We start from the raw sequence: 23,066 nt of genomic DNA, 5'->3' as shown, positions 1-23,066 counted from the left end.
TATTAAAAAACCAACTCCCTCATACAAAATCCCTTCAATTAAAGGGATTTATTTAAAAACTACGATCCAATAATCCAAAAATAAAATGGCCTAAATCTATACGCCTATTACTTTCTAAAATTAGACAACAAATTATTGGTAATCGACTTATTGTTTTCAACAATTCTGGTCTTTTTGGCTTTTGCTGATTGATCTTCAACACGCTCAATTTTGGTTGCTTTTAACTTGCCGTTATTTTCAACAACGATAAATTTAACTCTCTCATTTCGCTTTGGCTCACCCTCTGCAAGCGGAAAATCAGAAATATGAAAGAAAATATCTTGTTCAAGTCCACCAATAAAGCCAAAGCCTCTATCGGCATCGTATTGTTTAATTTTTCCTTGCTGGAATTCAGGCTTCATACATATTACTCATCGCGGTACACAATCGCTGTATTATACCCTGATCTTGATCAATAGATAAAATAGCAAAAAATAGTCTTGATCTGTTGTCATTGCAGCCATAAAAAAGCCCACTTTTCAGTAGGCTTCTATACAACTTAAATTCTAATGTGCATGCCCTGCGCCGACATTCTCTTTCGGTTTTGGACATAACCAAATAATCAATCCTGCGAAAATAAAGATCATCGCAAAAATCAAAAACACATGATTAACCGAAAGCGTTAAAGCCTCTTTATCCACCAAGTTGGAAATGGTACCCAACGCCATTTCAGGACTAAAGCCACTGTTGACCAAGTTACGCTGAGTTTCCTCAACATGCATGGTCGACACGATTTCACTGCGTGCCAGCTTGGTATGATCATCCCAAATGGTCACCGCAATAGATGCACCAATTGCCCCTGCCATGGTTCGCATAAAGTTCATCAAACCAGCAGCAGAAGCCACTTCATCAGGGCGTACCACACCTAAAGCGATATTAGACAGTGGGATAAAGAAGAACGGTACCGCAAAACCTTGGATAATCTGTGGTAATGCCAGTGCCATAAAGTCAGCATCACTGGTCCAAAATGAACGCATTAATGTGACGCCACCCAAAATCATCAGCCCAAAACTGGACAAGGCTCTTGGGTCATATTTAGTCGCAAGTTTGGCAACCACAGGCGACATCATCAAGCTACCAAAGCCCATTGTCGCAGTCAGATAACCTGCCCAAGATGCGGTATAGCCCAAGTTAATCTGTAACCATTGTGGAATGAGTACAATACTGCCAAAGAATGCCGCAAAGGCAAAGGCCAATGAGATTGTTGCAATGGTAAAACCACGGTATCGGAAAATTTGTATATTGACGATGGGATGTTTTTCATAATATTCCCAGATGAAAAAGGCAATAAATCCAACCACCAAAATCACAGCCAAAATACAAATAAAGCTGTTATTAAACCAATCCCGCTCATGCCCCAAATCGAGCATTAACTGCAATGCACCAATCCAAACGATTAGTAGCGTTAAGCCAATGGTATCAATCGGGAGTTTAGCAATCGGTGTTTCAGCAACTTTTAATAGACGCATCACCCCAACAGCACAGATCACACCCACTGGAATATTAATAAAGAAAATCCAATGCCATGACCAGTTATCACTGATCGTACCGCCTAAAATAGGGCCTAGAATCGGTCCAACAACGGTCGTCATTGCCCACATCCCCATTGCTTGAGAATGCTTTTCGGGTGGGAAAATACGCATTAACAAAGTTTGACTAAGTGGCATGATTGGACCACCAAATAAACCTTGTCCGATACGACAGATCACTAACATTGCTAAGCTATTGGATAAGCCACAAAGAATTGAAAATGTGGTAAAGCCAATCAAACTGATAGTAAATACCCGAACAGCGCCAAAACGTCCTGCAAGCCAACCGGTTAAGGGTACACAGATGGCTTCAGCAACGGCATAGGAGGTAATCACCCAAGTCCCTTGAGAACTTGATACTGCTAAACTTCCGGTAATATGGGGCACAGAAACATTGGCAATGGTCATATCCAGTACGACCATAAAATTGGCAAGTGCTAAAAAAAAGGCGGCGAGAAGTAAGCGCCCACCTTTAAGCTCACTTTGAAACGTTGCTGTATTCATAAGTGATTACTTCGCTGAAGAGGTATCAACCTCAGCATTCATGGATAAACCCACACGTAATGGATGCTCAGCCAACTCTTTAGGATCGAGTTTGATACGTACAGGAAGACGTTGAACCACTTTAATCCAGTTACCTGTCGCATTTTGTGCAGGAATCAACGCAAATGCTGAACCTGTACCACCAGAAAAGCCGATTACCGTACCGTGATACTCTACTTTCTTGCCATAGAGGTCTGAAGTGAGGGTTGCCTTCTGACCAACTTTCACATTTTGCAACTGACTTTCTTTAAAGTTTGCATCCACATAAAGTTCAGCCAAAGGCACCACTTTCATCAAACTTGTCCCAGGTGCAATACGTTGCCCCACTTGAATACTACGACGGGCAATCACACCATCTAACGGCGCTTTAATTTCTGTACGTTGTAAATCTAAAAGTGCTTGATCAAGTTTAGCTTGAGCCACCAATACATCAGGGGTTGAACTTTGTGAGGTCCCCCGAATTAAAGCTTCATTGGCATCTAAATTACTTTGTGCAGCTTTACGCTTAGATTCTGTTTGCGCCAATGCTGCTTTTGCCACATCAACATTTGCTTTGGCATTGTTTAAAGCACTTTGTGCTTTGCTAAATTCTTCTTTAGAGATTGCACCTGTCGCGCTTAACTGCTGACGGCGGGCAAATTCTTGCTGTGCTTGTTGATATGCCACATCGGCTTGCGCCACTTGTGCTTTGGCACTGTTAATATCATCTGCACTGACTAAAATCTGTGAGGACAATGAACTGCTATTTGCCGAGCTTTGTGTATATTGACGCTTGGCTTTGGTCAATGCCGCTTCAGCTTCTGCAACAGCGATTTTTGCATCACGATTATCAATAATCGCAAGTACATCGCCTTTTTTCACTTGTTGAGTATCACTGACCAAAACCTCAGCAACTTGTCCGCTGACCATGGAAGTGATTTCAGCAGTTTCAGCACCGACATAGGCATTGTCCGTTTCAACAATATTGCCAAAAATAAAAGCCCAAATTGCATATAGAATTGCAGCTACAACAACAATAATGGCAAAAATCTTCAGCATTTTTTTACGTTTTTGTTTGGCTTCCAAATCCGCTTGCGCTTGATTTTCATCATTTGGAGAGGCATTCGTCGTTTGCGCGTCAGTCATCGCATGTTCCTAGCTTACTTGGACTTGTCAAAACATCTTTGCATTTTGGAGATATAAACTGAAAAACTGCTTAATCATATCTATATGACGTTGCTTGATGGTTGAATAAGTCAACTTCTTAAAATTGTGGTGCCCAATTTTACAGGTAAAAATCATATTATGAGAATAAAAATATTACTCTATAGTTTATCTTTATAAAAGAGGTCAATCTTATTGATATTCATATTTTTTTGAAAAAAAATAAGCCAGCAAAATATGTATTTTACTGGCTTATATTGACACAATGAATACAAAAGTGTACTGATTAGTACACTTAGTCAGCTTGATCAATAGGCATAAGAAGCAATGGCTGTCGCAATCGCCTTACCTTCATTATTGAACATGGTCATACGCATGGTGCAACCTTTACGCCCCATTCTCAAGGTTTCAGCTTTGGCAATAAAGTATTCACCGCGCCCAGGTGCAAGATAATCCACACGCATATCGACTGTTGCTAAACGAGAAACTTTTTTTAACGTGTCTGGTAATTGGTCTGGCTCTGCACGTTTATACAGCTCCCCCATTGCCACAATTCCACCAATACTATCCAGCAATGTCGCGGCCACACCACCATGTAAAATTTGAAATGCGACATTGCCAATCAAATACGGTTTCATTTCGATATAGCCTTCAATCTCATCATTAACAACACGCATTTGCATATTGTTATGTGAAAAATAAGGCGAACCATTAAACGCTTTAGTGAGTTGGTTAAGCACCACATTTAAATCTGCTTTCGCACCTAAATGTAAATTACCAGTCCACTTTTTTTGCGATTCGCTAGGCGCAGAATCAGTTTTAGAAGAATCACTCATCATCATTTCGAAACCAATATTGAGAAAAATTTTCAGCTTTTTCCCAAAAAATATATGAAAGGGCTACAATATATGCCTAGTTTAATACTGAACATCGAGATTGTTATGACTTATACGTTCAATCGTCCTGCTTTTCCAGCTACTCGTATGCGCCGTATCCGTAAAAACGATAAGCTTCGAGCAATGGTAAGAGAGACTCAACTCACAGCAGATCATCTCATTTATCCAGTATTTGTACTTCCGGGACAAAACCAAAGCCAAGATGTACCAAGTATGCCAAATGTTCAACGATTGTCAGCAGACTTATTGTTGAAAAAAGCAGAAACCCTATTAGAACTTGGTGTATCAAAACTTGCCTTATTCCCGGTTACACCACAACAAGACAAAAGTTTAACAGCTGAAGCTGCGTGGCATGAAGACGGTTTAGTTCAAAATACTTTACGTTTGTTAAAAAAAGAACTGCCTGAGATGGTACTCATCACGGATGGTGCATTAGATCCTTATACCACACATGGTCAGGACGGCATTATTGACGATACAGGTTATGTATTAAATGATGAAACGGTTCAATGCCTGATCAAACAAGCCTTAAGCCATGCTGAAGCAGGTGCAGATGTGATCGCGCCAAGTGACATGATGGACGGCCGTATTGGTGCAATCCGCCAAGCTTTAGAAAGTAACGATTTTATTTATACCAGCATCATGGCGTACTCTGCAAAATACGCATCTAGTTTCTACGGCCCTTTCCGCGATGCAGTTGGCTCATCATCCAACCTAAAAGGTGGTAATAAGTATAACTACCAAATGGATGTCGGTAATCGTGCTGAAGCACTGCATGAAATCGCCCTTGATATTCAAGAAGGTGCGGATATGGTGATTGTCAAACCCGGTATGCCGTATTTGGATGTGGTACGTGAAGTTAAAGATACCTTTGGTGTCCCGACCTTTGTTTATCAAGTCAGTGGTGAATATGCCATGCTTGCAGCAGCCATCCAAAATGGCTGGTTATCTGAAAGCGTGATTATGGAATCCTTGATGTGCTTCCGTCGTGCAGGTGCAGATGGTATTTGGACCTATTATGCAGAAGATGCAGCACGTCAATTAAAAGAGATGAAGTAAATCATCCCTCCCTTACTGAGCTCATGGTTCCTCACCTTTTAAAAAGGGAGCTGCCTATGACTTATTCAGTCGTGAATGGAAAATCCTCTCTTTCAAAAGATAAGCAGTATTGCTTTTGCAGGTGGGGATTAAGAATCTAAATTGGTACAGAATACACAATGCATATCGCCATTATTGGTGCTGGAGTAAGTGGCTTACTCAGCGCGCTTGAGCTTGTTGAACAAGGCTGCTCCATCACTCTGTTCGATCAACAACATGCTGGACATGCTGCTTCATGGGCGGGTGGCGGTATTCTGTCACCCATGTATCCGTGGAGATATCCCAATGAAGTCAATCATCTGGCACAACACGGCAAACAACTTTACCAACAATGGAATGAGAAACTACAACCTAAAACTGGGATAGACTTTCAAATCCATGACACAGGAATGTTAATTTTTGACGAAGCAGATTTTGAGCTTGGACTGAGTTATAAAGACCAACATCAAGACCCCATGCAGCATTGTGAATACCTGCAAAGAGAGCAGCTTGTAACCGTCAATCCCCATATTTCAGCACAGTTTCAACATGCAATTTATTTTCCACATTTAGCCAATATTAGAAATCCACGACTTCTTAAATCACTGATTAGCTATCTCAAACAACACCCTCAAGTTGAAGTGTATGAAAATACATGGATCGAAAAATTTAATATTCAAAATCAAAAAATTCAGTCTGTTGAAAATGCCAATGGACAACGTTTTGTCGCAGACCAATTTGTGATTGCAACGGGTGCATGGTCACATTGCTGGGCAGAACAATTACAGCTTTCGATCCCAGTAGAGCCCGTTCAGGGACAAATGATGTTATTTAAAACCCCTGAAAACTGGCTACCCACCATGTGTATGAACAATGTGATGTATTTGATCCCACGCCGAGATGGTCATATCGTATGCGGTTCAAGCATGGACCATATCGGATTTGATAAACGTCCAAATGTACAAACACAACAAAATATTTATAAAGCCTGTATCGAAATGGTCCCTGAATTGGCAAACTTCCCCATCGTCAAGCAATGGGCAGGATTACGTCCAAGTTCACCGACAGGCATTCCATATATTGGAAAAATGCCTGAACTGAATAACTTATGGGCAAATTTTGGACATTACCGTAATGGCTTATGTATGGGACCTGCTTCAGCACAGTTATTAAGACAATTGATGCTCAATCAAGATACACGCGTTGATGCAAAAGCTTATTCAACCGAGCGATTAACAGCATACGCACCACTCACTCAGCAATCATCTTTAAGCTAAAAAGTGTTTGGTTCTGACATGAAAGAATTTAAGAGAAGACGCTTAGCCGCTTCTCTCATCTAAAATGATTGATAAAATTGCTGCTGGCGACCAAGCGATTTACCAATAATTCTCTACAGCAATATTGCCTTCACCGCGACGATTCATCGTTAAACCACGGGCTTTTAATGCGGCTTTAGTGTCATCTACCATTTGTGGATTCCCACATAGCATGACATGGGTAGTATCTGCATTGAATTTTAAATCAGCGGCTTTTTCCAATTCACCATTTTCAATCAAAATCGGTAAACGATCATGTAAGGCTGCATTGGGATCACGCGTAACAATCGGGATAAATTTAAAGCCAGTATGCCCCTCACCAAAAAGCTGGGCAATCTCTTGGATCCGATCGACATAAGCCAATTCAGATTCAGTTCTTACGCTATACACCAAGTTGATTTTTTCGTACTTTGACCAAGTTTCAAAATCTTGTAGCATCGAAATAAATGGTGCTAGGCCTGTGCCCGTTGCCAATAACCACAAATCTTTAGGCAATGGCAATTGATAACGTGCTAAGGTTAAGAATCCATAGGGGATTTTTTCCAAATAAAGCGCATCACCAACTTGTAAATGCTGTAAATTGGAGGTAAATGCACCGTCAGGAACAACGATTGAAAAAAATTCGAGTGTTTCATCAAATGGGGATGAAACCACAGAATATGCTCTTACCACCAAATCATCACCCACTTTTAAACCAATGCGAGCAAATTGCCCTGCGGTAAACTTAAAATGGGCAGGTCGAGTCATGGTGAAACTGAAAAGTGTATTGGTCCAACGCTGAACAGACAAAACCTTTTCTATGCTAAATTTTTCAATTGACATGATTTCTTCGTGGCATGAAACATAGTCCTCATGGTAGCATGACTATATAATCTATGAATATTAAAATGTTAAGGCTCTACTTATGCGAATGACTTTACGCCAGTTGGCGGTTTTTGTTGCTGTCGCTCAAGAAGGTACCGTGACCAAAGCAAGTGATGCGGTTCGGTTGACTCAAAGTGCGGCAAGTATGGCTTTGGCAGATTTAGAAGATGGACTGGGTGCTCCGCTTTTCGATCGTCTTGGTAAGCGCTTACAGCTTAATGATCTTGGTCGTTTCTTACTTCCTCAAGCTTTAGAAATCTTAGGTCGCTGTGAAGCCTTTGAACAAGCAGCCAAAGGTGAACTACAAAGTATTGATTTACGGATTGGTGCAACACTGACCATCAGTGATTATTTAATGCCAGACTTAATGGCAAACTTTTTACAAGTTCAACCTCAAGCGCATTTACAGCTCCAAGTGGGTAATACCCGCCAAATGATTGAAGCGGTCAACCAATTCCAACTCGATTTGGCATTGATTGAAGGTTCATGCTTCCTACCACAACTTCAATGTATTCACTGGCGCGATGACGAACTCGCGGTATGTTGTTCGCCTAATCACCCACTGGCAAATTTACATCGTGAATTAAAGCAGTCTGACTTCCAGCATGTTGAATGGATTTTACGTGAAGAAGGTTCTGGAACACGTGAAGTCTTTGACAATGCCATTCTAAAAGATCTTGAAGATGCCAATATCCGCTTGACCCTAGGGCATAATGAAGCGATTTTAAAAATCGTTGCTGGAGGTCTAGGAATGTCATGTATTTCTAAATTGGCAATTCAGCCTTTGCTCGACAAAGGACAATTGGTGATTTTAAATACCCCATTCTGGCAACTTGCTCGCCCGCTATATATGCTGGTACATCGTCAAAAGTACCAAGGACCAGGCTTAAGAGCCTTCCTAAAATTTTGTGAAAATGGTTAAAACCAAAGCTCCTCTTGGAGCTTTTTTATAACGCTTAACTTAAAAGCTATTTACCAAATTGCCGTTCACATGGTCGACCATCATGGTTACCATCCATTTGTGTATTGGGGCAATTTCTAATAAAAAATACCGCCTCATCATAAGATGTCATTTGGCTGCAATGGGTACGACCATCGCATTGATAAGGTGATTTTTCCGTTGATGCTGTTGTCGATACAGCTATGTTGCTTTGTACGGATTCTGCTTCATTCTGTTTTTGCACTGAATGATGATGACTGTTTAAAGCATTTTGGGATTTTTCACTAAACTTTACCGGTTTAACATAACCAATCTCTTTGCGCTGTTGCTCAACGATTTGCTTCTGTTGTTGTTCTAACAATGCAAATTTAGCATGTTGTTCTTCCTGATAGGTTTGGTATTGATTCCATGTCGCAAAACTAAAATAAACGAAGCCAAAAACAATCACCAAAATCACCACAGACATAAAACCGAATTTCTGCCCTTCATTTTTACTTCGTCTTAAAATATTTTTTTGCTTATCAATATTGATCTTTTTATTTTTTAAGTCATTACTCATCGCAACATCTAAACGAATCATTTGATGTGCTTTCAATGTTCCATGTGCATTGATGATTACATATTTTATGGTTTCCCCTTTTTTCGGCTGACCACCTTCTTTTGGAAAATCAGCGATGTAAAATATTACAGATTGCGCTGAATTATGATCCAATAAAAGTCCGTAACCTTTATCATGATGATATTCAATGATTTGCCCCAAATAAAACATATAACTTCTCTTTTAAAATAAGTATGAATCGCAAAATATATTCAACTCGTTTCAGATGTTTAGTGTGAATATGCCTTTCGTTTCTGCTGTTTAATCTTGTCCTTTTGTTCTTGTTGATATTGTTGAAGTCTCATTTCAGCCTCAACTTTGTACTGCTTATAACGATCCATTGCATACATCACAGAACTTACCGCAATGAATATAACCACCGCGACGATCACCACCCAAGGGTTCAACGTCTTGCGCTTTTCAGATCGAATTTTCTTGACAGCTTGTTTGCGTTTGGAATATAAAAATTTAACTTTCAACTTTTGAATTAAACGTTGAAATGCAGTTAAATCCATATGCTTTTCAAGTAACTGCCGATCAATTTGGCTGTTAAAATAGAAATCATCCCCTTTAAAATTTTGACTATCTTCTATCACCTCTAAGGACCCAAGCAAGACTGCGCTCTGATTGCCCTCAGCGATTCCAATATTTCGACCCACTCCCCCCACATCAACAACAGTACTAGCATCACTTTCTTCAATGGGTTTAATGTTATCAACTGTATGAGTTTGGTCTTGTAATTCAGTATTCTGGATAACTTTAGTGGAAAGGTCAACTTGTGTTTGCGCTACAGGTTCAATCTCTTTGGCTTGATTTAAATCTCCGTCCGATTCTTCAAGCACTGGGTCATTGATTGTTGTTTGAATGGGCTCGACAGTCGTGTCTTGCTGTTGTGCAACCAAGTCAATATCTGGAATAGCGTCAGGTAAAATGCCTTGTTCGGTGTGAATTTTCGTTTGAGGGTTCTGTAAGCCTTCATCAGCCAATCCCCTTCTCTTTTTCAGCGCTTTGCGAACATTTCTAATATGCTCATAGGCATTTTCTGAATAAAGATGTGGAACGGAGGGCTTGTTTTGATCATTCACATAATTTTTATGATCTAAACGTACGATAAATTTGGCGAATAAACCACCATCTTGCTCTAAAACGACACATTTAATCCGCTCACCAATTTGAGGAAGAAGCAACTGATTTGAAAAATCTTCTAATTTAAAAACAACTTGTTGATGATCATTTAATTCAATTAGACCTTGCCCTAAATCATTATCGAAAAAGGTAACAGTCCCTTTTCTGAACATTTTTTATTCTCTTATCATTAAAAAGGAGGCCCCCTATAGCCTCCTTCGATGATACTAAATTTTAATCTTTTTGCACACTACCAAAAATTTTATCTCCAGCATCACCTAAACCTGGCACGATATAACCTTGTTCATTTAAACCTTGATCAATTGAAGCGGTGAAAATCGTCACATCAGGGTGTGCGGCTTCAACACGTTTAATTCCTTCAGGTGCAGCAACCAAAACCATAACACGGATATCTTTACAGCCACTTGCTTTTAACACGTCAATCGCAGCAACCAAAGATGAACCAGTCGCCAACATTGGGTCAATAATCATGGCTAAACGATTTTGTACATCTGGAACCAATTTTTTATAATAAGTACGTGCTTCCAAAGTTTCTTCATCACGTTCTAAACCGAGGACTGAAACTTTAGCACTTGGGATAAGATTTAAAAAACCTTCTAACATGCCAATACCAGCACGTAAAATTGGCACTACAGTGATTTTTTTACCCGCAATTCTGTCTACTGTGACTTTACCATTCCAGCCATCAATCTCATGATCACACACAGGTAAATCTTTGGTTGCTTCATAAGTTAAAAGCATGGTTACTTCTTGAGCGAGTTCACGGAAATTCTTAGTACTAATGTCAGCACGGCGTAATAAACCTAATTTATGACGAATAAGTGGATGACGAATTTCTTGAATAGACACGGGAGGACACCTAAAAGGATAAAAGTAAATTTCCATTATTATAAATGTTTTTTATATCAGAGATAAGAAAAGCCCTCAATGAATGAGGGCTTTTTTTGTTAATAGCAGGATTTTATTGCGATTAGTGTTGTTGGCTCATCAAGAAATGTAAAGGAGATAAAATTTCTGATTTCAACGCCAAGTTGATGATTGGATCTGGATAAACACCAATGATCAATACCAAAGCAGCAGCGCCGAGCACCATCAAACCACCCACTTTTTGTCCCCAATGATCAACCGCATCAATACGAGGATTATCTGGTGGAGTCATATACATCACGATCATCACACGTAAATAGTAATACAAACCAATACCACTACCCACCACAACCATAGCAGCCAAGAACCAATGTTCTGTGGTTACAGCAGCAATCACCACCATAAACTTACCGATGAAACCAGCGGTCAATGGAATCCCTGCAAGAGAAAGCATCATCACTGTTAAGGTGGCAGTCAGTACTGGACGACGCCAGAATAAACCACGGTAATCCGCAAGCGACTCAGCTTCATCAACATTGTTATATGGGCTCGACATTAACGCGACAGCACCAAAAGCACCAATCGTAGTTAAGGTATAAGTCACCACGTAGACACTTACACTGCCTAAACTTGCATAACCTAAACTAATCAAAGCAATCAATAAATAACCGAAATGGGCAATCGATGAATAACCCAAAATTCGTTTTAAGTTGACTTGACGTAATGCAAGGAAGTTCCCGACTAAAATCGAAAGTACAGCGATCACAGTTAATACAGTCACGATAGACGGTACAAGAATGAAACCTGAACTTAAAATAAAGCGGACTAATAAACCAATGGTTGCAACTTTAGCAACAGTTGCAAGATAGGTCGCGATTGGCGCAGGTGCACCTTGATAAACATCTGGTGTCCATTTATGAAATGGCGCCAACGATAATTTAAACGCAATTGCAATCACGATTAATCCTGAACCCAACAAAATCATTGGTTGAGCAAGGAAACCTTTTAACTGTTCAATAAAGTCAGCCAAAGACGCAATTTGTTGCACTTGTGCTAACTGATTTCCATACAAACCTGGGAAGTCAGTAAATGACAATGTACCGGTATAAGCATAAACGTATGCCATACCCATCAACAAAATTGCTGAAGCGGTTGCAGAAAGTACCAAATACTTTACGCCTGCTTCTAGCGATTTTCCACGCTGATGCGTATATGCCAATAAGCCATACACAGGAATTGACAAAAGCTCTAAGCTAATAAAGAACGACGTATAATGAGAACTTGCCACCATTAACATTGCCCCTGTTACAGAGATCAACATCAAGATATAAAGCTCTTCACGATTATCTTTATACGTTTCAATATAAGCGTGAGATAACGTACAGCATGCGAGTGCAGCAACTACTGCAATAAATTGATAAAACAATGTAAATGGATCAACCACAAACATGTTCATCACATTTGATGGTGCAAATGAACCACCAAACATCATGAATAAAATATCAATTGCAGCAAGGTTTAAACCCACCACCGATGCAGTCGCAATCAAATTATGGTTACGTTTGATCGAGGTTAGGATCATCACCACTACAGCGGTTAAAGCAACAATAAAAACTGGTGCTAAAGGCATGAGACCCGAAAATGACATAGTGAAGTTCATGACTATTGGATCTCCACATTTTGTTGAGATACGACTTGTTGTGCCGCATCAACAACTTCTTGAACTGGAATATAGCTATTTGATAACCACGCCATACTTGAGTGAGAAATATCAAGGAAGCTTTGTGGATACACACCTAACCATAATAAGCCAAATGCACAGATCAATAGAATTACTGTTTCACGTACATTCAAGTCTTTTAATGGACTTTCATAATGCTTTTTCTGTTCTTCATTTGGTGTACCAAATAAAGCTTTGTGGATCAGGATCAGACCATAAAGACCAGCAAAGACCAAGCTAATTGCCGCAATGATGGTAAATGTTGGGAACTTAGCGAATGAACCCATCAAAATCAGGAATTCACCAATAAAGTTACCTAGACCTGGAATACCCACAAGCGCAGAGACAAAGAACATCAAGAAGAATGGTAAATACTGGAATTGACCACGAATACCACCCATCAAACGTAAGTCACGGGTATGTAAGCGTTCATACACTTGACCACACATAATGAACAATGCAGCAGATGACAAGCCATGTGCCAACATCATGATCATTAAGCCTTGGAACGTCAGAATATTACCCGCATAAAGTGCAAGTAATACGAAACCCATATGCGAAATAGAAGTATAAGCAAGCAGGCGTTTCATATCTGTTTGCTGGAAAGCACACCAAGCGCCGTAGAAAATACCAATCAAACCTAAAATAATCGCAATATCGGCAAATTGTGCAGATGCTGCTGGGAAGAATGGCAATACAAAGCGCAGTAAACCGTACGCAGCAGTTTTAATCAAGATACCTGCTAAGTCTACAGAACCTGCTGTAGGTGCTTGCGCATGCGCATCTGGTAACCAACCGTGTAATGGGAATACTGGAAGCTTGACCGCAAAACCAATAAAGAAACAGATCATCAATGCATAGGCAATATGTGGTGCCTGAGCATCTAAAGTGTTTGCAACAGCAAGTAAGTAGTTATAGTCGAAGCTAATCGTACCTGACATCTGAGAACCGTAGACCACTAAGCCTAAGATCCCGATGAGCATGATCAAGCCAGCGACTTGGGTATAGATAAAGAACTTGGTTGCAGCATAAACACGTGATTTACCGTCTGCGCCTTTATGACCCCAAAGAGCGATCAAGAAGTAGATAGGGACTAGCATCATCTCCCAGAAGAAGAAGAACAAGAACATATCAATTGCAAGGAAAACCCCGATTACCCCACCCAAAGACCATAATAGGTTTAAGTGGAAGAAGCCGACATTCTTTTGAATTTCACCCCATGAACAGCCAACTGCAAGTACACCCAGTAATGCAGTCAAGCCCACCATCAGCAATGAAAGACCATCTACAGCCAAATGAATGTTAATACCGAGTGTTTTAATCCAAGGTAAATAAAATTCTGCTGCCCAAGTTGGAGTCTTCGCCCCCAACTCATAGCTAAAGCCACCTTGTTTCCACAAAATCAGTGTTAAGCCCAATGTAACGAGCATACCGACTAATGCGATATAACGTGGCAAATGTTTATCAAGTTTATCGACCAACCAACACGCGAAACCTGCAATAAAAGGTACAAGAATCAGTGCGGGTAAAATCCAATTGTTTGTGATTTCCATCTTATTTCCCCACTACCTGAATCACGATCAAGATCATCAGCAATACCACTACACCGAGTGACATACTTGATGCATATTCACGTAATGAACCTGTTTGACGGGTACTTGTAAATTTATTCCCACTATTTACGATTGCAGGTAATACCAGCCATAAACCATCAATTGGGTCACGACCTAAAATTTTCGCAATGAGTAAATAAGGTTGAACAAATACAAGGTTGTATAAAGAATCGAAACCAAATGCATTACGGCAGATATTTGCAAGTCCAGCACCAAATGAAGTGGCTGCAAAACCTTGCACCGCTTTATAAGCGAAAGCAAATAACACCACGCCTACAGCTAAACCGACCAATGCGATACCGACTGCAAGGTGTTCTGCACCATGCATCCCTTCTTCAATCGCTTGAGAAACTTCAAATGCAGGGATATGTGCTGCATTTAAAATGTTCATCACTGGCGCTTTTAAGAAGTAAGCCAAACCTGTTGAAAGAACAGCCAAGATACCTAAAGGCGCCCAATACGTTGCACCTTTGATTTCGTGATAATGTGTTTTTTCTTCACCGAAGAATACAACCCAAATTAAACGGAATGTATAAATCGAAGTTAAGAATGCACCCGCAACACCAACCCAATACAATGAGTTATACAATGCGACAGATTGACCTTGCGCCCAAACAGCACCCAAGATTGCATCTTTTGAGAAGAAGCCGATCGTGATAAATGGGATTGCAGCAAGTGCACCACCACCAATCGCGAAGCAAGCAAATAAGAATTTGTTTTTGTAGAACAAACCACCCATTTTAAAGATGTTTTGTTCATGATGGTAAGCCAAGATCACCGCACCAGAAGACAAGAACAATAATGCCTTAAAGAATGCATGTGCAAGCATATGGAACAGACCTGCTTGATACGCTTCTGCACCCACAGCCATAAACATATAACCGAGCTGACTCATGGTAGAGTAAGCCAGAATACGTTTGATATCTGTTTGAACTAAAGCCGCAAAGCCAGCAACCAACAATGTTACAGCACCCGTAATCGAAATGAACTGCATCACTTCTGGTGTCATTTCAAACACAGAGAACATACGGCAACATAAGTAGATACCCGCGGTAACCATTGTTGCAGCATGGATCAATGCAGATACTGGTGTCGGACCAGCCATTGCATCTGCCAACCATGTTTGTAATGGGATTTGCGCAGATTTACCTGCTGCACCCAAGAACAACATCAATGACGTGATCAATGCCAAGTTATGATCAAGTGCGAGAACTTGTGAAGCATTGGCAACAATCGTGCCGATGTGTAAAGTACCAAATTGTTGGTAAAGCAAGAACAATGCGATCAGTAAGAATACATCACCAACACGCGTAACTGTAAATGCTTTAATTGCCGCAAAACCATTTGCAGGGTTTTGGTAGTAATAACCAATCAACAGGTAAGAACACAGACCTACGCCTTCCCAACCTAAGAATAACAACGCTAAGTTGTCACCCAATACAAGCACCAACATGCTTGCAACGAATAAGTTGAAGTATGAGAAGAAACGTGCGAAGTCTTCTTCACCACGCATGTACCAAGTTGCAAAGATGTGAATCAGGAAACCTACACCTGTCACCATGCCCATCATTAACAATGACAAGCCGTCAAGATGCAAACTTACACCCGGTGCAAAACCACCTACATTGAACCAAGTCCATAAATGCTGTGCTTGCGCAACTGAACCCTGCTGAACAAAGTCCATGCCTGCAATCAATGCAAATAAAGCAGAAAGGCCAACAGAACCCGCACCAATAATTGCTGCTACATTTTCAGGAAGTTTATTACGTCCTGCCGCTAAAAGCACAAAGCCAATCAGCGGAAATAAAATCGTTAAATATAAATAACTCATCCGCGCATCTCACTAGCAGCATCTACATCCAGATGATGGAAGCGATGATAGAACTGGAGGACGATCGCTAGACCGATACAAGCCTCTGCCGCAGCAAGTGTGAGGATCAAAATAAACATAATTTGACCATCAGGTTGTGCCCATGCACTTCCTGCCACAACGAATGCCAATGCTGCTGCATTCATCATGATCTCAAGGCTCATTAACATAAATAATAGGTTGCGTCGCACCATTACACCGTAAAAACCCAGTGCAAAAAGGATAGTTGCGACGATCAAACCATGTTCTAAAGGAATGTTGCCCATTACTGTTTATCCTCTGCTGCACTCGGTTCACGTTTGCCTAAGTGGAATGCTGCAACCAATGCTGCAAGCAATAACATTGCGGCAACTTCAACCAATAATAAATAGTGGGTAAAGAGTGCTTGACCAATTGCTTTAGGTCCAATCACTTGAGTTCCAAGTACTGCACCATGTTGGGTATAGTCTGAACCTAATACCCAAACCAAACATAAGCCAACTAAGAAGCTCATGAGTGCTGGATAAGCCCAAGCATCTGAAGTCAACCATTTACGTTCTTGATCAACTGTATGTTGACCAAGGTTGAGCATCATGACCACGAATACGAACAACACCATGATCGCACCCGCATAAACAATCACTTCAAGCGCAGCTGCAAATGGTGCACCAATGATCAAGAAGATCCCTGCAACAGCAAGTAGAGAAACGATCAAACTTAATAAAGCATGTACTGGATTGGTGTTGGTCACAACACGAATCGTCGAAACAATGGCCACGAGAGCCATTAAATAAAATGGCCACATCATGGTAATAAGCTCCGTACATCTACAGGCGCACTTTCACGTTGCGCTTGACCTTTTTCTTTACCATCAATTGCCATACCACTTACACGGTAGAAATTGTAGTCTGGGTATTTACCTGGTCCTGAAATGAGTAAGTTTTCTTTCTCATAAACAAGATCCTGACGGACATATTCGCCTAACTCAAAATCTGGTGTTAACTGAATGGCAGTTGTTGGACATGCTTCTTCACACATACCGCAGAAAATGCAGCGTGAGAAGTTAATGCGGAAAAATTCTGGATACCAACGTCCATCATCTTTTTCAGCTTTCTGCAATGAAATACAACCAACAGGACATGCAACCGCACATAAGTTACACGCAACACAACGCTCTTCACCGTCTGGGTCACGTGTTAATACGATACGACCACGGTAGCGTGGAGGTACGATTTGTTCGGCTGGCACTTCTGGATATAAAATCGTATCGCGTTTGCGTGTGACATGGCTAAACACCATCCACAACGAACGAACAATTGATCCTACGCCAGCTAGAATTTTATACATTTTGTACTCCCTGCTGTCCTAGGCCTGATTCATCAGAATCACAGCACCAGTCACCAAAAGGTTGACCAATGCAAGTGGTAAACACACTTTCCAACCAAAATTCATAACTTGGTCATAACGTGGACGCATTAAAGAACCACGTGCCAAGACAAACATCATTACAAAGAATGCTGTTTTCGCAATGAACCAGAATGCATCTGGAATGAATGGAATATTTAAATTAAATGGTGCTAACCAACCGCCAAAGAATAAAGTCACGATCAGTGCAGAAATTAGAATGATGTTGACGTATTCAGCAACGAAGAACATCCCCCATTTCATACCACCATATTCGACATGGTAACCTTCTGCCAATTCTTGTTCAGCTTCTGGTTGGTCAAATGGATGACGATGCGTTACCGCAACACCCGCAACCACGAAGATCATGAAACCAATGAATTGCGGAATCACAAACCATACATCACGTTGTGCTTCTACGATGTCACGCAAGTTAAATGAACCTGCAATTGCCACCACACCCATCAATGAAATCCCTAAAAAGACTTCATAAGAAATGGTTTGTGCTGCTGAACGTAGACCACCTAGTAACGCATATTTGTTGTTGGATGCCCAACCACCAAATAATACCGCATATACTGCAATACCAGCCATTGCCATAAAGAACAATAGCCCGATACTCATGTCTGAAACACCTAAGTAAGGTGAAACAGGAATAACCATGAATGACAGTACTGCAGTCGCCATTGCCACTGCTGGTGCTAAACGGAAGGTTAACTTATCTACAAACTTTGGTGTCCAGTCTTCTTTGAACATGATTTTCAACATGTCGGCAACGATCTGGAACATCCCGCCAGGACCAACACGGTTTGGTCCATAACGGTCTTGCCATAAGCCCAGCAAACGACGTTCAATAAATGACATCAAAGCGGCCAGTAAAACCACAACCAACAAAATTACGATGGCTTGAATCACTGAATAAGCGATTGGCCAGTCTTGTGCCCATGTCGGTAGTGCGCGTAAAGATTCATTCATGATTACACTCCTACCGTTACAGATACAGGTTCAGCAAGTGAAACTGTTGGTGCTTGGCCGACTGGATAACCGATATAACCTGTTGGTAAATATTCAATCACATGCACAGGAAGACTAATCGTCGTTTCGCCTGCTTTAACTGTCAGTTGTTGACCATCTTGAACATTTAAACGTGCTGCATCTTGCTCGCCTACGGCAAAAGTCGCTTCTGGAATACGCGATTCCATCACCGGCGTTTTAATCGTAAATTCACCTGAAGCGAAAATATGATGCATTGGAACCAGACGGAAACTCTCTGGATTTGCCACAACCGCAGTTGGCGCCACATAGCTACGTGCAGGACGTTTTACTAAGCGATCAAACAAACGAACGCCTGAATCACCACCTTTAAGGTGACCACCCACTTCATCTTGGTATTTGTTCCAAGCTTGTGGTGAGTTCCAACCCGGTGCCCATGCAAATGGAACCAATGACGATGCATTTTGCGGTCCAACATAACCTTCCATAGAGAATGTTAATGCGGAATCGACATCGACAGGTTGTTTCGGCTCATGTACGTTTAATGGTGCACGCATTGCAGTACGACCAGAGTAACGACGTGGTTCACGGGCAATTTTCAAGCCATGAACACGGTAACCCGCATCAGGTGCAACATCTTGAATTGCTTCAAGAACTGGAACATTTTTGACCACAGACTCAATTACGTCATCCAACAATGTCCACGAGATCGCTTTACCTTTCACACCCGTTTCAATGGCATGTAACCAGCGCCAAGATTCTTTGATGGCATATTCTGGTTTGTAATAGCTTGGATCATAAACTTGATAGAAGCGTTGCGCACGACCTTCTTGGCTGACCACTGTCCCATCGCCTTCTGCAAAACTTGCAGCAGACAAGACAACATCAGCCGCTTTTACGGTTTCAGTTTCAGAATGATCAAGCACAATCACGCTTTGCGCTTTGTCTAGAGCAGCCTGAACTTGTACAGCAGGTAAACGGCGGAACAAATCATTTTCAACAATAATGATTGACTCATAATCTTGAGCAAATGCTTGTTCTAAGCTTAAACCACCAAACAAAGCCATACCCATTGAGTTCACTTCTGGAACTGTCAATGTTAAGCCTGCATTTCCACCTAGGTTTTGTGCAACTTGTGCAGCAGCTTCCATGATGGCAGCATCTTGTAAGCTAGTACCCGAGATGATTAATGGTTTTTTCGCAGCTTTTAACGTATCCGCAATGGTTTGTGCAAATGCTTTAGCATCATCATCTAAACCAAGAATCGCATCACCGTTTACACCCGCAGCAATCGCAAAACCTAAACGTGCAATATCGTTTGGAGAAGCAACAACTTCACCCTCAGCAATATCAGCTAAACGTGTTTGTGTTGCAGCCAAGATATAGATTGGAGAATTTGCATCCTGACCAATACGTTTTACAGGTTCAGCTAACCAATCTTGGGTACGGCGGTCTGCAGCCATTTGTTTGGCTTTGTTTTTCGCAGCTTGGCGAACAGACAATGCCATACGTGGTGCAGTTTGCGTTAAGTCTTCACCCAAGATCAAGACTGCATCATAGCTTTCGATTTCACGCATACTTGGGTTATAAACACCCTCAGCTTGCATAATCGATGCAGCAAGTTCAACCAAGTTCTGTTCTTTTTGAGAAAGACCTGTTGAATAATTTTCTTGGCCAACCAACTCACGCAACGCGTAGTTTGATTCTAATGATGCACGTGGAGAACCAATACCCAAGACTTTTTTGCCTTGAACATTTTCAATCACTGAATCCAGCGCCACATCAACAGAAACAGTTTTAACTTCTGTTGCAGCACGGAATTGCGGCTGACGTGGACGATCTTCACGGTTCACATAACCCGTACCAAAACGACCTTTATCACAAAGGAAATATTGGTTAACGTCACCATTAAAACGGTTTTCTACACGACGTAATTCGCCATAACGCTCACCCGGAGAGATGTTACAACCAGAAGAACAGCCTTGGCATACGCTAGGCGCATACTGCATGTCCCACTTACGGTTATAACGTGCCGAATGGGTTTTATCGGTAAATACACCTGTTGGGCACACTTCAGTCAAGTTACCAGAGAACTCAGACTCTAAAGTGCCTGATTCTGGACGACCGAAGTAGACACGTGATGCATTGGCATAAACACCAAAGTCTGTACCACCAGCATAATCGTTGTAGTAACGAACACAACGGTAGCATGCGATACAACGGTTCATCTCATGTGCAATGAAAGAACCCAACTCTTGGTTGTGATGCGTACGTTTGGTAAAACGATAACGACGACGATCATGTTGCGTCATTACTGTCATATCTTGTAAATGACAGTGACCACCCTCTTCACAGACTGGACAGTCGTGTGGGTGGTTGGTCATTAAGAATTCCACAATCGATTCACGGAAATCTTTTGCTTCTTTGTCTTCAATCGAAATAAAGGTATTGTCAGATGCAGGAGTCATACATGACATTACTAAGCGACCACGAGTATCTTCTGGATTCGCATATTGAGTAACAGCACATTGACGGCAAGAACCGACAGAACCTAAAGCTGGATGCCAACAAAAATATGGGATGTCGATGCCAAGACTCAAACATGCTTGTAGCAAGTTTTCCGAGCCATTGACTTCATACGATTTTCCATCGACATGAATTGTAGCCATAGTCGAATTCCTTAAACTTGTTCTACGTGGCTGGCTTGGGCTACAGGACGATCTGTCACTTTAGCTTCAAACTCGCTACGGAAATATTTGAGTGCACCCATCAATGGTTCCATCGCACCTGGTGCGTGAGCACAGAATGTTTTACCAATCCACAACTTGCGAGTCAGTTCTTGAAGATGTTGAATGTCTTCCATCTTCCCTTCACCTTTCTCAATTGCGACAAGTGCTTTGACCGCCCAAGGTAAACCATCACGGCATGGCGTACAGAATCCACATGATTCACGTGCAAAGAATTCTTCTAAGTTACGCGTTGCAGAAACCATACACTGGGTTTCATCAACGACCATTAACAAACATGTACCTAGACGAGAACCTGCTTTCATAATGCTTTCTGAATCCATTGGAAGATCAATGTGTTCAGCAGCCAAGAAGTCAGTCGATGCCCCACCCGGTAACCATGCTTTCAGTTTAAGACCATCGCGCATACCGCCAGCATAGTCTTCAATCACTTCACGTGCAGTCGTACCAAACGGTAATTCCCAAAGACCAGGGAAAGTCACTTTACCTGATGCACCATAAATTTTAGTGCCTGGATCTTTAGATTTACCCGCAGACAAACCGATATACCACTCAGGCCCACGCAACATAATTGCTGGTAAGTTGTTATAGGTTTCTACGTTGTTTACGATGGTCGGACGGCCCCATGCACCTGCAACTTGCGGGAATGGAGGCTTAGTACGTGGGTTTGCACGACGACCTTCGAGTGAGTTAATCAATGCAGTTTCTTCACCACAAATATAACGCCCCGCACCAGTATGCACATGCAGGTCAAAGTTCCAACCTGTGCCTAAGATGTTGTCACCTAAATAACCTTTAGCTCGCACTTGTTCTAAAGCTTCATTTAAGTATTGTGCAGCTTCAATGTATTCACCGCGAATGAAGATATAACCCTGAGTTGCTTCGAGGGTATAACCTGCAATCAACATCCCTTCGATCAATTGATGAGGAAGTTTTTCCATCAACAAACGGTCTTTGAATGTTCCCGGTTCCATTTCATCGGCATTACAGATTAGGTAACGAGGACCACCATCATTGGGTGCCATCAATGACCATTTAATCCCTGCTGGGAAACCTGCACCACCACGACCTTTTACAGTCGCTGCTTTGATGACTTCAAGAACGTCTTTAGGTGGCATAGAAAGCGCTTTTTTAAAGCCTGCATAGCCTTCTAAAGCTTCATAGTCATCAGCACTACGAACAAATTCCTGTTTACTCAAACGCCATGTTAATGGGTGAGTTTCAGGGTTTCCTTCGCCATAAATTGGTCTTGGTTCGGTATTCATACATACTTCTCCAATAACTGTTTCACAGAAGTCACTTCAACCAAACCGTGTGTATCTTCATCAATCATCAGGGTTGGACCTTTGTCACAGTTCCCTAAACAGCAGATCGGCAATAAAGTAAAACGACCATCAGCTGTCGTTTGACCAAATTGGATACCCAGTTCACGTTGGAAAGCTTCTGCTAAAGTTTCCGCACCCATCAAGAAACATGCAATCGAATCACATAATAAAATTACGTGACGACCTACAGGCTGACGGTATATACGGTTATAGAATGTTGCAACACCTTCTAAATCCGCAGTTGTAATTGTCAATAATTGAGCAATTGCATGTAACTGCGCGTCATCCACCCAACCATTACGGCGTTGTACACACTTTAAAGCATCCAAAGACGCTGCGCGTGGGTATGGGTAGTGACCCATGTGATGTTCAATTTCATGGATTTCTTCGCTGGTCAGAATCCCTTCAACATTCACACGTGGCTTTTTATCAGTCAAAATCATCATAATGCTTTTAC

Annotated in this window: 21 protein-coding genes; 3 read left to right on the top strand and 18 right to left on the bottom strand. The window is 41.4% G+C overall.

The window, feature by feature from the left end; translation table 11 throughout:
• Positions 1-107: 107 nt before the first annotated feature.
• From MTO68_RS04395 to MTO68_RS04380, 4 genes are all read right to left on the bottom strand, one after another.
• Positions 108-401, bottom strand: coding sequence for a cold shock domain-containing protein (locus MTO68_RS04395; protein ID WP_004819352.1), 294 nt, complete (start codon positions 399-401; stop codon positions 108-110).
• Positions 402-545: 144 nt separating this feature from the next.
• Complete coding sequence (locus MTO68_RS04390; RefSeq protein WP_244015183.1) at positions 546-2,072, bottom strand: DHA2 family efflux MFS transporter permease subunit; 1,527 nt, start codon at positions 2,070-2,072, stop codon at positions 546-548.
• 6 nt (positions 2,073-2,078) lie between these two features.
• Positions 2,079-3,236, bottom strand: a complete 1,158-nt coding sequence (locus MTO68_RS04385; protein WP_004819348.1) for an HlyD family efflux transporter periplasmic adaptor subunit — start codon at positions 3,234-3,236, stop codon at positions 2,079-2,081.
• 326 nt (positions 3,237-3,562) lie between these two features.
• Positions 3,563-4,096, bottom strand: a complete 534-nt coding sequence (locus MTO68_RS04380) for a thioesterase family protein (RefSeq protein WP_004722808.1) — start codon at positions 4,094-4,096, stop codon at positions 3,563-3,565.
• 99 nt (positions 4,097-4,195) lie between these two features.
• Here MTO68_RS04380 and hemB point away from each other — a divergent pair, with 99 nt between their 5' ends.
• Together hemB and thiO are read left to right on the top strand one after the other, a co-directional pair.
• Entirely contained in the window at positions 4,196-5,209 is a 1,014-nt protein-coding gene (gene hemB, locus MTO68_RS04375) for a porphobilinogen synthase (RefSeq protein WP_016539219.1), read from the top strand.
• A 158-nt stretch (positions 5,210-5,367) separates the two neighbouring features.
• The gene (gene thiO, locus MTO68_RS04370) at positions 5,368-6,504 is read left to right on the top strand and encodes a glycine oxidase ThiO (RefSeq protein ID WP_244015181.1); all 1,137 of its coding nucleotides are present in this window, start codon (positions 5,368-5,370) and stop codon (positions 6,502-6,504) included.
• Between the two features lie 99 nt (positions 6,505-6,603).
• Here the strand turns inward: thiO and MTO68_RS04365 are convergent, their stop codons facing one another.
• A complete protein-coding gene (locus tag MTO68_RS04365) occupies positions 6,604-7,365 on the bottom strand; it encodes a ferredoxin--NADP reductase (protein ID WP_034611069.1) in 762 nt (253 codons plus the stop codon).
• An 82-nt stretch (positions 7,366-7,447) separates the two neighbouring features.
• Between MTO68_RS04365 and gigC the strand changes: the two genes are divergently transcribed.
• Complete coding sequence (gene gigC / locus MTO68_RS04360; protein ID WP_004722815.1) at positions 7,448-8,329, top strand: LysR family transcriptional regulator GigC; 882 nt, start codon at positions 7,448-7,450, stop codon at positions 8,327-8,329.
• A gap of 46 nt (positions 8,330-8,375) precedes the next feature.
• On the opposite strand, the gene MTO68_RS04355 is transcribed toward gigC, so the two are convergent.
• The 13 genes from MTO68_RS04355 to nuoE form a co-directional block, all read right to left on the bottom strand.
• Positions 8,376-9,116: an excalibur calcium-binding domain-containing protein gene (locus MTO68_RS04355; RefSeq protein ID WP_244015179.1), complete on the bottom strand. Its 741-nt coding sequence runs from the start codon at positions 9,114-9,116 to the stop codon at positions 8,376-8,378.
• A 59-nt stretch (positions 9,117-9,175) separates the two neighbouring features.
• Positions 9,176-10,243, bottom strand: a complete 1,068-nt coding sequence (locus tag MTO68_RS04350; RefSeq protein WP_244015177.1) for a hypothetical protein — start codon at positions 10,241-10,243, stop codon at positions 9,176-9,178.
• 61 nt (positions 10,244-10,304) lie between these two features.
• Positions 10,305-10,940 carry a uracil phosphoribosyltransferase gene (gene upp, locus MTO68_RS04345; protein ID WP_004722821.1) on the bottom strand — a complete coding sequence of 212 codons (636 nt, stop codon included), beginning with the start codon at positions 10,938-10,940 and terminating at the stop codon, positions 10,305-10,307.
• Positions 10,941-11,061: 121 nt separating this feature from the next.
• Positions 11,062-12,618: an NADH-quinone oxidoreductase subunit NuoN gene (nuoN, locus tag MTO68_RS04340; RefSeq protein ID WP_244015175.1), complete on the bottom strand. Its 1,557-nt coding sequence runs from the start codon at positions 12,616-12,618 to the stop codon at positions 11,062-11,064.
• Positions 12,619-12,620: 2 nt separating this feature from the next.
• Positions 12,621-14,225, bottom strand: coding sequence for an NADH-quinone oxidoreductase subunit M (gene nuoM, locus MTO68_RS04335; protein WP_171066895.1), 1,605 nt, complete (start codon positions 14,223-14,225; stop codon positions 12,621-12,623).
• A gap of 7 nt (positions 14,226-14,232) precedes the next feature.
• Positions 14,233-16,122 (bottom strand): NADH-quinone oxidoreductase subunit L, encoded by a 1,890-nt coding sequence (gene nuoL, locus MTO68_RS04330; RefSeq protein ID WP_151801202.1) that lies wholly within the window; start codon positions 16,120-16,122, stop codon positions 14,233-14,235.
• Positions 16,119-16,427, bottom strand: coding sequence for an NADH-quinone oxidoreductase subunit NuoK (nuoK, locus tag MTO68_RS04325; protein ID WP_004722831.1), 309 nt, complete (start codon positions 16,425-16,427; stop codon positions 16,119-16,121). Before nuoK ends, nuoL begins: the two co-directional genes overlap by 4 nt.
• A complete protein-coding gene (gene nuoJ, locus MTO68_RS04320) occupies positions 16,427-16,945 on the bottom strand; it encodes an NADH-quinone oxidoreductase subunit J (protein ID WP_171066894.1) in 519 nt (172 codons plus the stop codon). The genes nuoK and nuoJ overlap by 1 nt, the downstream gene beginning before the upstream one ends.
• Positions 16,945-17,487, bottom strand: a complete 543-nt coding sequence (nuoI, locus tag MTO68_RS04315) for an NADH-quinone oxidoreductase subunit NuoI (RefSeq protein ID WP_004722835.1) — start codon at positions 17,485-17,487, stop codon at positions 16,945-16,947. The genes nuoJ and nuoI overlap by 1 nt, the downstream gene beginning before the upstream one ends.
• Positions 17,488-17,505: 18 nt before the next feature.
• Positions 17,506-18,519, bottom strand: coding sequence for an NADH-quinone oxidoreductase subunit NuoH (gene nuoH / locus MTO68_RS04310; protein WP_004819331.1), 1,014 nt, complete (start codon positions 18,517-18,519; stop codon positions 17,506-17,508).
• A gap of 2 nt (positions 18,520-18,521) precedes the next feature.
• The gene (gene nuoG, locus MTO68_RS04305; RefSeq protein WP_004819329.1) at positions 18,522-21,206 is read right to left on the bottom strand and encodes an NADH-quinone oxidoreductase subunit NuoG; all 2,685 of its coding nucleotides are present in this window, start codon (positions 21,204-21,206) and stop codon (positions 18,522-18,524) included.
• An 11-nt stretch (positions 21,207-21,217) separates the two neighbouring features.
• A complete protein-coding gene (nuoF, locus tag MTO68_RS04300) occupies positions 21,218-22,549 on the bottom strand; it encodes an NADH-quinone oxidoreductase subunit NuoF (protein WP_004722838.1) in 1,332 nt (443 codons plus the stop codon).
• Positions 22,546-23,055 carry an NADH-quinone oxidoreductase subunit NuoE gene (nuoE, locus tag MTO68_RS04295; RefSeq protein ID WP_004722839.1) on the bottom strand — a complete coding sequence of 170 codons (510 nt, stop codon included), beginning with the start codon at positions 23,053-23,055 and terminating at the stop codon, positions 22,546-22,548. Before nuoE ends, nuoF begins: the two co-directional genes overlap by 4 nt.
• Positions 23,056-23,066 lie beyond the last annotated feature (11 nt).

The sequence above is a fragment of the Acinetobacter sp. NyZ410 genome (assembly GCF_022828975.1).
Classification (GTDB): Bacteria; Pseudomonadota; Gammaproteobacteria; order Pseudomonadales; family Moraxellaceae; genus Acinetobacter; species Acinetobacter guillouiae.
This window is presented reverse-complemented; position numbering and strand designations above follow the sequence as displayed.

Bases quoted from the DNA above. Each gene is read 5' to 3' on its own strand.
- nuoK (WP_004722831.1), bottom strand. From the start codon at position 16,427: ATGGGCAACATTCCTTTAGAACATGGTTTGATCGTCGCAACTATCCTT.
- thiO (WP_244015181.1), top strand. From the start codon at position 5,368: ATGCATATCGCCATTATTGGTGCTGGAGTAAGTGGCTTACTCAGCGCG.
- nuoE (WP_004722839.1), bottom strand. From the start codon at position 23,055: ATGATGATTTTGACTGATAAAAAGCCACGTGTGAATGTTGAAGGGATT.
- MTO68_RS04385 (WP_004819348.1), bottom strand. From the start codon at position 3,236: ATGACTGACGCGCAAACGACGAATGCCTCTCCAAATGATGAAAATCAA.
- MTO68_RS04350 (WP_244015177.1), bottom strand. From the start codon at position 10,243: ATGTTCAGAAAAGGGACTGTTACCTTTTTCGATAATGATTTAGGGCAA.
- MTO68_RS04395 (WP_004819352.1), bottom strand. From the start codon at position 401: ATGAAGCCTGAATTCCAGCAAGGAAAAATTAAACAATACGATGCCGAT.
- nuoL (WP_151801202.1), bottom strand. From the start codon at position 16,122: ATGAGTTATTTATATTTAACGATTTTATTTCCGCTGATTGGCTTTGTG.
- MTO68_RS04365 (WP_034611069.1), bottom strand. From the start codon at position 7,365: ATGTCAATTGAAAAATTTAGCATAGAAAAGGTTTTGTCTGTTCAGCGT.
- MTO68_RS04355 (WP_244015179.1), bottom strand. From the start codon at position 9,116: ATGTTTTATTTGGGGCAAATCATTGAATATCATCATGATAAAGGTTAC.
- MTO68_RS04390 (WP_244015183.1), bottom strand. From the start codon at position 2,072: ATGAATACAGCAACGTTTCAAAGTGAGCTTAAAGGTGGGCGCTTACTT.
- nuoI (WP_004722835.1), bottom strand. From the start codon at position 17,487: ATGTATAAAATTCTAGCTGGCGTAGGATCAATTGTTCGTTCGTTGTGG.
- nuoJ (WP_171066894.1), bottom strand. From the start codon at position 16,945: ATGTGGCCATTTTATTTAATGGCTCTCGTGGCCATTGTTTCGACGATT.
- nuoG (WP_004819329.1), bottom strand. From the start codon at position 21,206: ATGGCTACAATTCATGTCGATGGAAAATCGTATGAAGTCAATGGCTCG.
- nuoF (WP_004722838.1), bottom strand. From the start codon at position 22,549: ATGAATACCGAACCAAGACCAATTTATGGCGAAGGAAACCCTGAAACT.
- nuoN (WP_244015175.1), bottom strand. From the start codon at position 12,618: ATGAACTTCACTATGTCATTTTCGGGTCTCATGCCTTTAGCACCAGTT.
- gigC (WP_004722815.1), top strand. From the start codon at position 7,448: ATGCGAATGACTTTACGCCAGTTGGCGGTTTTTGTTGCTGTCGCTCAA.
- hemB (WP_016539219.1), top strand. From the start codon at position 4,196: ATGACTTATACGTTCAATCGTCCTGCTTTTCCAGCTACTCGTATGCGC.
- nuoH (WP_004819331.1), bottom strand. From the start codon at position 18,519: ATGAATGAATCTTTACGCGCACTACCGACATGGGCACAAGACTGGCCA.
- MTO68_RS04380 (WP_004722808.1), bottom strand. From the start codon at position 4,096: ATGATGATGAGTGATTCTTCTAAAACTGATTCTGCGCCTAGCGAATCG.